At 45.0% G+C, this 12,787-nt stretch carries 17 protein-coding genes; 6 read left to right on the top strand and 11 right to left on the bottom strand.

The genetic code is table 11. From position 1 onward, the window contains the following. Positions 1–4 precede the first annotated feature (4 nt). On the bottom strand, positions 5–760 hold the full coding sequence (locus tag KNP81_RS11975) for a nucleotidyltransferase domain-containing protein (RefSeq protein ID WP_214720101.1): 756 nt from the start codon (positions 758–760) through the stop codon (positions 5–7). Beyond that, complete coding sequence (locus tag KNP81_RS11970; protein WP_214720100.1) at positions 760–1,038, bottom strand: DUF3841 domain-containing protein; 279 nt, start codon at positions 1,036–1,038, stop codon at positions 760–762. Before KNP81_RS11970 ends, KNP81_RS11975 begins: the two co-directional genes overlap by 1 nt. Positions 1,039–1,172: 134 nt before the next feature. Between KNP81_RS11970 and KNP81_RS11965 the strand changes: the two genes are divergently transcribed. Genes KNP81_RS11965 through KNP81_RS11955 form a run of 3 tightly spaced genes read left to right on the top strand, consistent with a single transcriptional unit; the run spans position 1,173 to position 1,906 of the window. Continuing rightward, a complete protein-coding gene (locus KNP81_RS11965; protein ID WP_214720099.1) occupies positions 1,173–1,400 on the top strand; it encodes a hypothetical protein in 228 nt (75 codons plus the stop codon). Beyond that, positions 1,400–1,615, top strand: coding sequence for a hypothetical protein (locus KNP81_RS11960; RefSeq protein ID WP_214720098.1), 216 nt, complete (start codon positions 1,400–1,402; stop codon positions 1,613–1,615). Before KNP81_RS11965 ends, KNP81_RS11960 begins: the two co-directional genes overlap by 1 nt. Before the next feature lie 18 nt (positions 1,616–1,633). Further along, positions 1,634–1,906: a hypothetical protein gene (locus tag KNP81_RS11955; protein ID WP_214720097.1), complete on the top strand. Its 273-nt coding sequence runs from the start codon at positions 1,634–1,636 to the stop codon at positions 1,904–1,906. Positions 1,907–1,932: 26 nt separating this feature from the next. Here the strand turns inward: KNP81_RS11955 and KNP81_RS11950 are convergent, their stop codons facing one another. The 5 genes from KNP81_RS11950 to KNP81_RS11930 form a co-directional block, all read right to left on the bottom strand. Next, positions 1,933–2,403 carry a hypothetical protein gene (locus KNP81_RS11950; protein WP_214720096.1) on the bottom strand — a complete coding sequence of 157 codons (471 nt, stop codon included), beginning with the start codon at positions 2,401–2,403 and terminating at the stop codon, positions 1,933–1,935. A 19-nt stretch (positions 2,404–2,422) separates the two neighbouring features. Continuing rightward, positions 2,423–2,641 carry a hypothetical protein gene (locus KNP81_RS11945; RefSeq protein ID WP_214720095.1) on the bottom strand — a complete coding sequence of 73 codons (219 nt, stop codon included), beginning with the start codon at positions 2,639–2,641 and terminating at the stop codon, positions 2,423–2,425. Between the two features lie 294 nt (positions 2,642–2,935). Continuing rightward, entirely contained in the window at positions 2,936–3,082 is a 147-nt protein-coding gene (locus KNP81_RS11940) for a DUF3841 domain-containing protein (protein ID WP_214720094.1), read from the bottom strand. A gap of 100 nt (positions 3,083–3,182) precedes the next feature. After that, complete coding sequence (locus KNP81_RS11935; RefSeq protein ID WP_034781437.1) at positions 3,183–3,491, bottom strand: nucleotide pyrophosphohydrolase; 309 nt, start codon at positions 3,489–3,491, stop codon at positions 3,183–3,185. Then, complete coding sequence (locus tag KNP81_RS11930; protein ID WP_214720160.1) at positions 3,488–5,137, bottom strand: DUF2075 domain-containing protein; 1,650 nt, start codon at positions 5,135–5,137, stop codon at positions 3,488–3,490. Before KNP81_RS11930 ends, KNP81_RS11935 begins: the two co-directional genes overlap by 4 nt. 122 nt (positions 5,138–5,259) lie before the next feature. Here KNP81_RS11930 and KNP81_RS15495 point away from each other — a divergent pair, with 122 nt between their 5' ends. The 3 genes from KNP81_RS15495 to KNP81_RS11915 all read left to right on the top strand — a co-directional run bounded on the left by KNP81_RS15495 (position 5,260) and on the right by KNP81_RS11915 (position 7,929). Beyond that, entirely contained in the window at positions 5,260–6,246 is a 987-nt protein-coding gene (locus tag KNP81_RS15495; protein ID WP_214720093.1) for a LytTR family transcriptional regulator DNA-binding domain-containing protein, read from the top strand. A 130-nt stretch (positions 6,247–6,376) separates the two neighbouring features. Then, positions 6,377–7,225, top strand: coding sequence for an ABC transporter ATP-binding protein (locus tag KNP81_RS11920; protein WP_214720092.1), 849 nt, complete (start codon positions 6,377–6,379; stop codon positions 7,223–7,225). After that, the gene (locus KNP81_RS11915; RefSeq protein WP_214720091.1) at positions 7,222–7,929 is read left to right on the top strand and encodes an ABC transporter permease; all 708 of its coding nucleotides are present in this window, start codon (positions 7,222–7,224) and stop codon (positions 7,927–7,929) included. Before KNP81_RS11920 ends, KNP81_RS11915 begins: the two co-directional genes overlap by 4 nt. A gap of 610 nt (positions 7,930–8,539) precedes the next feature. Here KNP81_RS11915 and KNP81_RS11910 read toward each other — a convergent pair. From KNP81_RS11910 to KNP81_RS11895, 4 genes are all read right to left on the bottom strand, one after another. Continuing rightward, positions 8,540–8,956: a hypothetical protein gene (locus KNP81_RS11910; RefSeq protein WP_214720090.1), complete on the bottom strand. Its 417-nt coding sequence runs from the start codon at positions 8,954–8,956 to the stop codon at positions 8,540–8,542. A gap of 61 nt (positions 8,957–9,017) precedes the next feature. After that, on the bottom strand, positions 9,018–11,126 hold the full coding sequence (locus tag KNP81_RS11905; protein ID WP_214720089.1) for a Piwi domain-containing protein: 2,109 nt from the start codon (positions 11,124–11,126) through the stop codon (positions 9,018–9,020). 264 nt (positions 11,127–11,390) lie between these two features. After that, positions 11,391–12,239, bottom strand: coding sequence for a DUF6236 family protein (locus KNP81_RS11900; protein ID WP_214720088.1), 849 nt, complete (start codon positions 12,237–12,239; stop codon positions 11,391–11,393). A gap of 186 nt (positions 12,240–12,425) precedes the next feature. Further along, entirely contained in the window at positions 12,426–12,716 is a 291-nt protein-coding gene (locus tag KNP81_RS11895) for a hypothetical protein (protein WP_214720087.1), read from the bottom strand. Positions 12,717–12,787: the final 71 nt, after the last annotated feature.

The raw sequence follows: 12,787 nt of genomic DNA, 5'->3' as shown, positions 1-12,787 counted from the left end.
ACTGTCATCTTGAAAGAAACAATGATTCATACTCTGCAATCAACTCAACCAACCATTCATCGTGAAGTTCTTCTGACTCCATGCCTCGCTCTAAGTCATCTATGATTTCACTGTTCGGAAAATAAAGGCGTAACACAAACAGACTGTCTGTGATCGTCGATACAAAACTTTGATCTTCGACGTTGATTGTCAAATACACGCCTCGAATCATCCGTTTGACGAGTGACCGTTTTTCGTTTCCCGTCATACGTCTTGTCTTCAATTTCACTTGCGCTTCTCGTAACTGATCGGACAAATCTCGATTCAACGCTCGGCTGATGCGCTCGTCCGGTTTCATGTATGGAAAATGATGAGACAAGTCAGTCCCGTCAACACATGCACACATGTGACGTAACCAAAATCCCCATTCAACATGATTGACGGGCTCAAGCACTGTATCCAACAGCCCGATGTCATAATCAATTTTGATTACTTCCGGATGTCCATGCAACAGAAGCATAGTCCGTCGCTTTAATACGTCAACGTCCACTTCCCGTTTGACAATGACCGTCACGTCTAAATCGGACCGTCTGGCTACAGCCGTCCCACGACCGACGCTTCCGTATACATATACGCTATGCAGCGCTTCTGCGAATTCTTCTCGCAACAACTGAATCACTGCATCAAGCACTGGCCGAAACATCGGTTGGATTCGTATCATGTCTGTTTGATTGATGACGTAACCCGCCTCGTCTGTACCTAGTCGCGTTGGTAGCTCCATCACACACCCTCCTCAATAAACGTCGTCACGTCGAGCACTTGCCCGAGATCACCTCGTGCGACGTCTGGTCTTGTTTTACTCAACCAAACCGGATAGTTTCCACGAAGCGAGATTTTCGTCCGTTGCTCATATTGTCCCGCGAGCCAGTCGTAAGCAGGGCGATGATACGCGTAGTCCTCGTCTTGAAAAATGCCGTACGCCGGATTCCCAAACAAGTAGCCACATGTATTGGCGGCTTCCCAGGCGCCCGCATGTTGATATGTATAGTAAATGGCCATAGGTCCACCCCTTTTTAAGAAGATACTGTTAGCATAACTGACCTGCTGTTTCCTTATCCATCATGGGAATCGTTTGGGTTTGTCTGAATTTGGAAGTATACTAGCCGTATGGATTACATAAAGGAGGAAAAAGCATGAATGTTTTAATGACGTTACTATTTAGTTTATTGGCAATACTTGTCCCACTCGCGTTACTCATCGCGGTCATCGTGATGATTGTTCGATTTATCGGTCGCTACGAGACGCGGGCGGACGCTCGACTCGAGTTGGATCGTCAAACCGCGGCTCATCAGCAGCAACAGTTCGACGTCTTAGTGGAGCGCCTCGAGCGAATCGAAGAAAAAATAGAGACACGCCCTTAATGTCGACATCGCTCACGATGTGGACGAAACGTCTCGTCACCACAGCCATCATCGGTGGTCTGTTACTCGTTACGACTGTTACCTGCCAACACATATTCAATATGTCGGAAATCAATCTGTTGATCGATAAAGCGGACGAACAACAACTCAGTTATGAGTTGATCATCCATAACCCGCTCACCAATGCTTACAGTTTCGATATCATTGATGATTAAGTCGAAAGGAGTGGTTGAATGGATTGGACTACTGTCATGTTGATTGCTTCATTGATCTTGAACGCCTTCTTGCTCAATATCATTGCGCAACAAGCAAAGGATATGAGTGCATTGAAACGAAAACAAATTCATACCGAACCAATCGTTCAAGATGCTGAGTTTCATGCGTCGATTAAAGAAAAAATCGATACGATTGGCGTGATTCCGACCGTTAAATTCTTGCGTGAGACATATGGCCTGTCGCTGCTTGAAGCGAAACAATTGGTCGATCACGTAAACGAAAAGGAGTAGCGCGCGCTACTCCTTTTTGACTGCCTTTATTTTAGAAAGAAGCCGACTTTACCGCGTTCATAGGCTTTATGCGTCACATGTTCCGGGTCGATGGCGGCAAGCTTTTGATCAATCTTAGAAGAGGCCATCCACGCAAATAGATTGAACGCCACAACGAGAATCAAAATATTCGCTTGTTCCGGACGTAACAGCAACGTCACAATCAATATACAAAAAATCGCAATCACGGCCATCCCACTCCAATATTCATACCAGACGAGACGCCGATAATCAGGAGTCTCGTTAAACGTGAGCAGCGTTTTCGTCCGCGCCCACACTTTGACGAACGAGACGACCGGAATGAACAAGACGAACCATGCCAGTTCAGCGAGTCGACGCTCGCCTGTGAACCAAAAGATGACGCCAAGTAAGACGATGAACACTCCAAGAAGAAGTGCTTGGCGGGTGGAACGTTTCCCTGCCTCATATAAATGATCAAACCGTTCGCGTTGGGTCATGAATCCTGTCTTCCCCTCTTCAACTGATTTCTTTAAAATGACAGTTTCCTTGCCACTGAAATGGAATCGACTTTTTCAAACCAAGTCGATAGCCGAGACGCCATCCGAATCCTCGAATCCGGTCCACCCAACTGTCACTCAAGTCTTGAAACGGCATGACGGCCCGGACTTGATGTAGCTCGATGCGATGAATCACGTATTGATAGCTCGGTGCCGCTATCGACCGATTGACCGCCATCTTTTCGCACCACTTCTGGTCAAAGAGTTTCTCCCAAGACTTTCGCGTATACGCTGGAGTGGGTTCTTCCTCGGTGTCGAATGCTTCGGCTGTATCAAATAAAGTAGAGTTGTGTAGAACAAAATCCCAAAATGAAATTTCCGAAGCCAACACTTGATCATCCGGTAATTCAACCGTCAATACCACACCTTTATTCCCCGATCCAATCCCTTTGCCGGTGCCTAGATCAGGAAACTCGTCCCGACACCAAACCGGATAGTTACCATTCAGCGGAATCCCGACTCGCTGCTCATATTATTCGACCATCCAGTCATAAGCCGGTTTGAAAAATTCAAATCCTTCGTCATTGAACATGGCGTAGTGAGGATCACCTTGTAGATACCCTCGCTCCAATGCTACTTTCCAAGCGTCTCCATGCTGACACGTATAATAGATGCCCATATTCATTAACCCTTTCCACATTTGTTCTTTTACCACTTTATCCGATTTCACATCAAAACGTAGTGAAAATAATGGTCAGGGTTAATCGGTCGATTACAACTTAGGCGTTCGGACTTGGGTACTTCACCGCATTCTTCTCGAGCTTCTCTTCAATCGCCTGCGACACATCGATGCCTGCAGCATGAGCGAACGTCAGCGCATAGATGAGGACATCCGCAAGTTCTTCTTTCATCTCGACGTGCTTCGTTTCGAGTGCTTCTTCGCTTGATACCCATTGGAACAACTCCAACAATTCGCTCGCTTCAAGTGATAAGGACAATGCCAAGTCTTTCGGGTTGTGGTGGAACGCCCAATCGCGCTCGTCACGGAATTCAATCACTTTGTCCATCAGTCGTTGTACTTCGTTCATATCTGTACCTTCTCTCTTTGAATGTGTAACAACTTATCTCGCAACGCTTGATTGCTCGCATATAAGTAAAGTCCTCGGACGCCACGCTTCATCAACACATTGATGGAGTTCAAGACAATCTGTTCTTTCGCCAACTCGACATCTTTGACACCGTCAATTCCCGCATACGCCCCGGTGTCTTTATAGAGATTCGTGTCGATCACCAAGCAATCCTTCGTCTCATCGTACGTTACCGAAGGACCGAGCACGACGCCGACGTAGTTCAAATCAAAACCTTGGATCGTATAAATCGATCCAGCCTCGGCAATCGTCTCTGACTTCTCGGCCCACGTCGTCTTGCCTCCCGTCGTATTCCACGGCATCTTATACTCACCGTTCGACTCGTAAACGTAATACGTTTCCCCGTCCTTTTTATGAAGGTAATCGAACGTCGACACGACTCGACTGAGCCCATGTTTCTTGTCTTGTTCGATAATCATTAGGTGCATCTCTTCCAACGTTTCAAACACACGTAAATCATAGTTTTTAGAAGCTGGGAATGCTTGTATCTGCTTAGCTTTGAAGGCGTTGATCCAATCGATGACATCCTCATCCGCCTGCATCCGAAACTGATTCGTCAGTTTATATGTTTTCAAACACTTCGCTTTTTCTTTAAACTCATCCAACTTACTTTGATCCCACCGACTCTTCAGCTTTAACACTTGGTCTTGATCGAAGATGAGAATGACAACCTTGGCAATCTTCATCAATTCTTCGAGATGATTCTCCGCCCGGAAATTGTTGTATGCATCTGACTTCGTCAACAAAAGGTGCGCCTCGTCGACCAAGATGATATCGACTTTTCTATCTTTTAACTTATTAAGGAGCGGCGTCGGTTTGACGAAGTTGACAGCCTTCAAGTGTTTGACTTGTTTGGCAATCCCTTTATACGTCTTCAGCATCTCCTCATGATTGACGACCAGATAGTTCTCCGTCTGATGCAGATTCGAACCCGCCTCGTTCGTCCGCGCTTGAATCGTATTGAAGATAGAACTGAGCACGACACTCTTGCCGACACCGGCCTCTCCTTCAATGACATACAAGTCTCCATATGTATCTTCGGGCTTGGACTTCGCAATCCTTGTCTCACAGAACTCAAGCACACGCTCTTTTAAATCCATCTGTTCAACGGATAGTTCTTTGAACGGCGACAATTTGAAGATGTCTTTGTTCTCGATGGCGTGCAGGTCGTTTTCGACGAGCCCATTCTTATGTAGCACACCCCATAACTCAGGAAACAGCTCATTGTCGTAGAACGATTTATTGTAATAATTGTGTGTGAAGTCGCTTGCCGTCTTGCTTTTGTTTTGTAACGTATACTTCTCGTCCCCTAAAAAGTAGTTGATCAACTTCGTCTCAAGATGAAACGTCGCCGATCGATTGAACGTCTCATGCTTCACGAGATTGATTTGGTCTACATTTTTCCGATCAGCTTGTTTCAGCTTCAGATGTTGTTTCATACGTTTTTGGAAATGCACCGTTTCCCCGATATACGCTTCCTTCTGTCCGTTCAAAATATAAATCACCGGATAGTTCAAATAATCGGCTGTCCGATCAATCTCATCTATACTCGTTTTATCAAAATCTAACGGAATGACCTCAATCATCTTCACTGACACACCCTCATCTAATTTCAAATTATCTCCAGTTTAGCATAGCCTTATTCCAATTCATTACTCAAGTCTTTCCTGAATCAATGGTATACTCCAACTAAAAAGGGAGGGATTCGGTGCTTACGTTCGACAACGTCTCTGTTCGCCAACAGGACACGCTCATCCTTGAAAATATCTCCTTCACCATCAATCCGGGTGAAATCGCAGCCATTCATTGTGGCGTCACTTCCCGGGAAATATTGTTCGCATTATTGACGGACACGCACGCAAACTACTCCGGGACCATCGATACAGCGAATCGTACGCTCTCTGTCTTCTCCATTCGTGACGGATTGTATGACCGGCTGACTGTCGAGGAGTACTTGCGATTTACGCACACGCTTTACGAATCGACGGAATCGCTGGATATCGTCCTGCAAACCGTTCAACTCACACCATATCGGAACAAACGATTGAACCGGCTCAGCTTGTCTCTCGTCCGGCGCGTCCAATATGCGGCGCTGCTTCTACATAATCGGGACATCTATGTGCTTGAAGAACCGGATCAAAACGTCGACCAAGAGACACGGCACTTGTTCGCGACCGTCTTGATGCAACTGAAGCAACAACAAAAAGTCATCCTGCTTCTGACGAGCAACATGGAAAGCGCCCTCTTCGTCACGTCGACCGTCTATCGCATCGACCACCGGCACTTGCGTCTGCTCGACGTAGAACCGGATGAACCGGATGCGAGCGAAGACGTCACCCCTGACGTCATGCACGTCCGCTTCGAGAAGATTCCAACGAAAGTGAACGAGAAAATCGTCTTGCTCAATCCGCCGGAAATCGACTACATCGAGAGTCAGGACGGACAATCCGTATTACACAGTCAATCGGAGCAATTCCCGAGCGTCTTCACGATGAACGAGCTCGAGACGCGTTTGACTCCGTACGGCTTCTTCCGTTGTCACCGGTCGTACATCGTCAATCTTCAACGGGTGCGGGAAGTGATCACGTACACGAAGAACAGTTTTAGCCTCGTGCTCGATGATTCGGCGAAGACAACGATTCCCCTCTCGAAGACGAAAATGGCCGAATTGAAGACGATGATTGGGCTGAAATAAGCTCCATTCACCGGCTCATTCGCTCCACTCACTCCTCGTAAAGCGCCATTTACCGCCATTCTAATGCGTTCTCCTCTTCCTCTCGATATGATGAAAGCAAGCAAGACGACATCGACGAGGAGGAACAAGAATGGACTCAATCATTCAAGTGAAGGGATTAAAAAAACTTTTCGGCAATGAAGAGGCGTTACGCAACGTGACGTTTTCTGTCGGCAAGGGAGAAGTGTTCGGCTTCCTTGGACCGAGTGGATCGGGGAAGACGACGACCATCAAAATCTTGACGTCACAGCTCGCACAGACGTCAGGTGACGCGACCGTGTTCGGCGTCCCGGTCTCGGAGTTGAAACAAGAACAGTATCGGAAACGGATTGGTGTGTTGACCGATAACAGCGGACTGTACACGCGTCTCTCCATCGAAGAGAACTTACAACTCTACTGCGACCTATACGACGAGCCACGCACACGAATCGATGATGTGCTGCAGACAGTAAACTTGACCGGGGAACGCAAAAAACGCATCTCCGCTTTATCACGTGGGATGCTGCAACGGGTGACACTGGCCCGGGCGTTGTTACATGAACCGGAGCTGTTGTTTTTAGATGAGCCGACGTCCGCGCTCGATCCAGTCAACTCGCGTCATATTTATAAAGGGATCGAACGGTTGAAGGCGAAAGGGACGACCATCTTCTTGACGACGCACGACATGAATGAGGCCGAAGAACTGTGCGACCGTGTCGCCTTCTTACATCAAGGAGAGATTCAACTGCTCGACGCTCCGAAACGATTGCGCCGGAAATATGCGAACGGCTCGATGCGCGTCGAACTGCATGACGGGGAAATGGTTGACTTGAAGCAAGGAAAAGACGGGGCCGACTGGCTCCATGCTCAGATGTGTGACCAAAACATCGCGGCCATCCATTCGAACGAGCCGACGCTCGGGGACATCTTTATCGAAGTGACAGGGAGGAAATTATCATGACATTTTCAATGAAACGGGCACTCGCCATTTTCCAGAAAGACTATAAAGACTTGTCGCGGAACTTGTTCGTCTCGTCGACGTTGATTATGCCGCTGTTCTTCGCCGTCTTCTATTCACAGCTCGGCGGAGAAGGCATCGACGTGACGTACTTCGTCATCAACATCACGTTCAGCCTCGTCGCGACGTTCGTCCAGTGCGCCTTGATTGCCGAAGAGAAAGAGAAGAACACGCTCCGCGGGCTGATGTTGTCGCCGGCGAGCACGCTCGATATCTTACTCGGAAAGAGCGCGCTCACGTTCGTGACGACACTCATCCTCATCGCGGCATGTGCCTTCATCATGGGTTACAGCCCGGCGAACCTTCTCGTCATCTCACTCGCACTCATCGCCTCGACATTCTTCTATATCGGGATTGGGACGATTCTCGGATTGATGACGAAGACGGTCATGGAAGCCTCGCTCATCGTCATGCCGGCATTTTTCTTCTTCTCATTCTCACCGATGCTGTTGGTATACGAGAACCGCTTCTCCATCATCGGTCTCCTCGAGTACTTGCCGAACATCGTCTTGATCGACCTCGCGCATCAAATCGAGGCGGGAGCTGGACTTGGCTCTACATGGGTGGAGCTTGCGGTTCTGTCGGCTTGGGCACTTGTCGTGTTCGTCGGAAGTATTGTGATGTATAACCGGAAACAGACAGACTAAAAGCGACGATATTACTCGTCGCTTTTTTTGAAGCGTTCTTTTAAATCCATTCCATAAAGAACTACATATAAAAGACATGCCGGTAATACGGTAAACAACGGCACCTTTCTATGAAACCCTAACCCCTCATCGTGAATGCCATAATCGAGGGCCCAGTACGCTAAACCAATAGATAAGCATAGTCCTAGGAATTTAATCATCTGCTTGCGTTCTCATCGTGATCACTTAATTTAATCCAAAGTAGGATAAACGGAACGAATACGAGGCTTAAATATCCCAAGGTCAACAAACTTTGAGTTTCAGCAGAAATGAATTGTTTTTGACCACAATTTGGGCAGTCTTTTCCGTCCCTAGAAAAACCGAGTGCTAAAACTTCTTTTATTCTCCATTTGTAGTGACAATTCGTGCAACGTGGCGCCATTATCCCCCTCCCCTTTCTCACTTTCTTTTACGTATCAGTACTACTTAAGTTTCGTTTTAACAAACGAACAGTTTGAACGCTAGTGTATCGGTAATAGAGAACAGATCAGATAAACTAGAAAGGAGCGACGAATTGAATCGTCGCTCCTGCTATTTTAAAAACTTCGTACAACTATCCTATTTGCTACATTCAGCCCTTCTTCGTCAGCAAATTAATCAGCGTTTTTCTCACTTCTGGATTTTTTGCTAATGCCAATGCGGCACCACTGACTCCGGCCACAATCGATGCACCCATCCATCTCTTGAACTCCGAATCTTTTTGAAATGACTTATCCACCATTCGCTCAATCCGATCATTGAGTTTGTCTCTAGTTTCATCCGTTAGGTTGTCGTCTTTGAGTTGTTCGGAAAAGACATCAATCGCTTTATCAATCGTACTGTACACTTTGTCTTGTGATTTTGAGCCGACTTCTCCCATATCGCTAACCGCATTTATGACATCAGGAGTATGCTTTAAAAGCGTTTCATCTTGGTTAAAAGAAAAGTCACTTAATTCATTTTCCGTAAACTGTTTTACGGATTGAACGATTTCTCCTTTTTCACTCATCACTTTACCTCCTAGTGTTGTTGTCTCAATCCAATTATACGATACCTTTCAACTCCACATGTTATACAAACGGTAACGCCTCTTCATGTTGCGTATTCGCATTGATTAATCCTCGATTATGGAACGTCGAACTTAAGTCCGCATAGTGTGTCGTAATCGGCAGTCGTGTCTTTAAGAGCGAGTGGACATGCATGAACGATAAACGATACACATCGCTTAACACATCCTCAAACGGTAAGACGTTTGTCTGTTGCACCACTTTGAGCGGTTTCGCCATCCCGACACGCACGTGAGGGTTAGTCGAGAGCAGATAGCCCATTCGCTCCTTTGTATAACTAAGTCCCTGTGATGTCTTCCATTCTTTCTCGTGAATCGCCATCCGTCGATTGACGTTCTTCAAAATTTCCACGTAGTCGAAGCGAATCCCACGTGGAGAAAGAAGCGATTCGATGAGAGCCAAATCTTCACGGCAGAATCCATCCCGGTGGAACGTAATATGAGCTGGCGTATGACCATACTGTTCTTCAAACGCATGAAGCGTGTCATAGACGATTTCCCGCATCGTCTCAGCACTGATTTTCTCCCCCGCTTCACTTGTCGAGAGTGATTTCTGCTTAATCATCGCCCCATCTTTCCCAATGATTTGAATGATGCCCGACGCATGTTTTCCATTCTCATGGCTTACGTCTAATCCGACAAAACAATCCGAGTGGAGCGGTTCACCGAGAATCCAAGGTTGTAGGCCTGCCTTCACGTACACACCGAGTAGGATGTTGTACAGTGTATCTTCAGAGTTCAGCACGCGGTCATGCAGCTCCACACATTGAGTCACGACATCATGTTTCCCACCAAATTCCCGCTTAATGGCTTGATACGAATGATTGAGCGATTCTTCCTCGGCGATGACGACGACGACACCTTCAAAGTGTTTCGAGACATTCTTCAGTTGGAACATGACGTCTTCTGCCTGCAACAAATCGGTAGAGAGCGTTTGGCTCAGTCCTTTCGGTTTATTCGAAACGTTGAGTGTCACGCCAAAGCGTTCAGACGTATTCTGCAGTTTCTTGATAAAATCGATAACTTGCTGCACTTTTTGGCGATCACGTAATTTCGGGTCGACAAAGAAACTGACAGTCGCTTCCCCTTTTTCAAACACGCCGCCATGATTCAAACCACCCTTGGCGTAGCTAGCCGTCTTTCCTTGACCAAATCGAAGCCGAGGAGATGATAACGTTTTGATGGTATAGCCGAGACGAGCGGCCCGCACATCTTTCCGCTCAAACTGAAGCATCGGCAGTCGACCGATCAAATCGAGTGCTTCCGGCATCAGTTTCGACATTCGCGCGTCAGGCGACAATTTGATGATTCGATTGACTGCGCCGAGCTGTTTAGCTGGAATCGTCTCAAATGAACAACTCTGTTTCAGTTGCTCGGGTAAGTATGGAAGAATGTGATTGTTTCGATCTTTGACGTGTACGACGAGTGCGTCTGGTGCGATGATTCGTTTCGGATCTTTCTTTGCGAAATAATCAATGATCGAACACTTTAGAATCGGACTCACTTCACTCGCTCGATAAGGCGCAACTTCTACAAATTCGTACTCATACGATTTCGGATGAGTCGAATCGATGACACGCATTCCTGCAGACACGGATTTCGGCTCACGCTTGAGCTGCTGCAGTAGGTTTTCGCGGTACTCAAATTGATGGGTTAAATCGAATCCAAAAACAATTTCATCCGTCTGAGAAACGTTCACGTTGAGATCGAGTGTCGGATAGATGAGTAGCCCACTTGTCGACTGTAGGTGCGCCTGTTTCGAGCGGAACTTCCCCCGGTTCATCATGTACTGTGGATGTCCCAATCGCTCCAACTGCTTTTTCAACATTCGTTCAAGTAACGTTCGCTCGACATTACGTGAAAGATTGATCGGACGCGCTTCATATTGAAGAAACGTCTCGTTTCCCCACTGTTTGATTTCCTCAAACGAAGCAATGTACTGATCAAAGAACACAATCGGTTGAAAGTTGTTCAATTTATTTAATTGAAAAATCAACTTCCCTCCTTGCGTATGTCGTGATGATGGATCCTGGAGCGGTACCGTATAGAGATGGAGTGTCACGTCCGTTGCTTTCGTTAATGCTCGCCATTCTGTTAAATAATACTGGTTCATCTTTCCCTCATCCTTCCCCGTTGTTCAATCATTGCATCCACTATAACGGAATTCCTAATATTAGGTAGATAAAATAACGGATAGGGTTCAAATGGGAAGTTTACTTCTGAGACAAAAAAACTCCATCACAATGATGGAGTCCACATAATCAATTTGCTTCATAACTTCGATCGATGTAAGGCTTCGCTTTTTCAAAATCTGCTTTTTCAAAATCTGCTTCTTCACATTTTTCTGCATATCATTACTGTGTGCCAAAATACAATATTAAAGCTCAACACCTAACTCTTTATGTGAATAATGTAAGTAAGCATAGCCTTTTAATTCTGGAGGTATTTCTTTAGGTTGTATAGATATTTCAGAACTTATTTTAATCGCAGAGAATAAAGCACCAGCAGCCATACCTAATTCTATAGGATATTCACTCCCTTGTGCGATTAGAAACCCCATTGCCCCATTGGAAATTATATCCTTTACGTCAAACTCGATTTTTAAACTTTTAGCAGCTCTTGATATCCTAGATTCGTCCATAATTTTATTTAATTCTATAATTTTTCGTTTTATATTTTCAATATTTTTTACTAAAGCACGTTCATGATCGCCAGAATTGATAATTTCTAAGTAAATATCATCTATCAACTGTCGAAATTCTAACAATTCATCGTTTCGAACTTCCTTGAAATTCAAAATGTCGTCAAGAGACACGTCTCCTTTAGGGACTGGCAAGCAATTATATAATTCAATTTCTAAATTTCTAGTCATAATAGTAGATGATTGAGGTAATACTAATTCTGAACCAGACTGAGCTAACGACCAACTTCCAGGATTGTTAGCATTATTAATTCTAAAAGCTTCAAGCTGACCTTTCAAAAAAAGTTCTACAAGTTCACCACTCATTTGTAAATTTATCTTAGAGCGTTTCATTACTTGAGCCTTCACTAAGTAGTCAGTCTCTGGTGTATCACCAAAATGCAATATTTGATTAACAGGAAAATCTATTTGATCCCAGTACATTACATACTCTCGTAATTTTTCTTGATCTATATTTGAATTTCGAACAATCATTCTATTTTTTTCGATAATATCTACTTGGGGGGAGATTACAATTCCTCTCATCGAAAAAAACCTCCTATGGTTTTTTGAATGAAATAACTAAAGTAATCAAAGCCGTTTCTTTTATTTAATTTTTGAGTACATAAAAATAATAGACAAAAACTCGGAACTTCTGCGATAGAAATCCGAGTCTTATGATTCTATAGTAGCGATTTTTGAGACAGACTAATTTTAATTAATTATTCTTTCTTAAAACAAATCTGGTCTTCTTTGAGAAAAATAGTAAGGCCGTTTTTCAATAAAATCTACTGCATCATAACCATTTAAACTTTCAATTCGACTTTGTTCAAACCGCTCATTTTCTTTCCCATCAAATGTTTTTCCGGTTGCAGTCTTCGTTAATTCAATAGTTCCATATGATACATTCATTTCTAACTGGTAGCTATTATTATCAAAACTAGTACCGTAAGGCTGATAAGTATGACTAATACCATCGAATTCCCCTGCTTGTAGAGCGGCTAAAACTTCTTCTCGTTTCATTTTACCATTCCTCTCATAAAAGCATTCAGATAGTGTTGAGATCAACATTGAATATTACCGCAAGTACACTA

Origin of the sequence: Exiguobacterium sp. s149, assembly GCF_018618395.1 — a bacterium.
GTDB lineage: Bacteria > Bacillota > Bacilli > Exiguobacteriales > Exiguobacteriaceae > Exiguobacterium > Exiguobacterium chiriqhucha.
Note: the sequence above shows the minus strand (reverse complement) of the source record. Positions and strands in the feature narration are given on the sequence as shown.

Excerpts from the sequence above, each read along its gene's own strand:
- KNP81_RS11920 (WP_214720092.1), top strand. The coding sequence starts at position 6,377 with ATGGACTCAATCATTCAAGTGAAGGGATTAAAAAAACTTTTCGGCAAT.
- KNP81_RS11970 (WP_214720100.1), bottom strand. The coding sequence starts at position 1,038 with ATGGCCATTTACTATACATATCAACATGCGGGCGCCTGGGAAGCCGCC.
- KNP81_RS11895 (WP_214720087.1), bottom strand. The coding sequence starts at position 12,716 with ATGAAACGAGAAGAAGTTTTAGCCGCTCTACAAGCAGGGGAATTCGAT.
- KNP81_RS11960 (WP_214720098.1), top strand. The coding sequence starts at position 1,400 with ATGTCGACATCGCTCACGATGTGGACGAAACGTCTCGTCACCACAGCC.
- KNP81_RS11930 (WP_214720160.1), bottom strand. The coding sequence starts at position 5,137 with ATGATTGAGGTCATTCCGTTAGATTTTGATAAAACGAGTATAGATGAG.
- KNP81_RS11905 (WP_214720089.1), bottom strand. The coding sequence starts at position 11,126 with ATGAACCAGTATTATTTAACAGAATGGCGAGCATTAACGAAAGCAACG.
- KNP81_RS11935 (WP_034781437.1), bottom strand. The coding sequence starts at position 3,491 with ATGAACGAAGTACAACGACTGATGGACAAAGTGATTGAATTCCGTGAC.
- KNP81_RS11950 (WP_214720096.1), bottom strand. The coding sequence starts at position 2,403 with ATGACCCAACGCGAACGGTTTGATCATTTATATGAGGCAGGGAAACGT.
- KNP81_RS11965 (WP_214720099.1), top strand. The coding sequence starts at position 1,173 with ATGAATGTTTTAATGACGTTACTATTTAGTTTATTGGCAATACTTGTC.
- KNP81_RS11945 (WP_214720095.1), bottom strand. The coding sequence starts at position 2,641 with ATGGCGGTCAATCGGTCGATAGCGGCACCGAGCTATCAATACGTGATT.
- KNP81_RS11910 (WP_214720090.1), bottom strand. The coding sequence starts at position 8,956 with ATGAGTGAAAAAGGAGAAATCGTTCAATCCGTAAAACAGTTTACGGAA.
- KNP81_RS11955 (WP_214720097.1), top strand. The coding sequence starts at position 1,634 with ATGGATTGGACTACTGTCATGTTGATTGCTTCATTGATCTTGAACGCC.
- KNP81_RS11940 (WP_214720094.1), bottom strand. The coding sequence starts at position 3,082 with ATGGGCATCTATTATACGTGTCAGCATGGAGACGCTTGGAAAGTAGCA.
- KNP81_RS11900 (WP_214720088.1), bottom strand. The coding sequence starts at position 12,239 with ATGAGAGGAATTGTAATCTCCCCCCAAGTAGATATTATCGAAAAAAAT.
- KNP81_RS11915 (WP_214720091.1), top strand. The coding sequence starts at position 7,222 with ATGACATTTTCAATGAAACGGGCACTCGCCATTTTCCAGAAAGACTAT.
- KNP81_RS11975 (WP_214720101.1), bottom strand. The coding sequence starts at position 760 with ATGGAGCTACCAACGCGACTAGGTACAGACGAGGCGGGTTACGTCATC.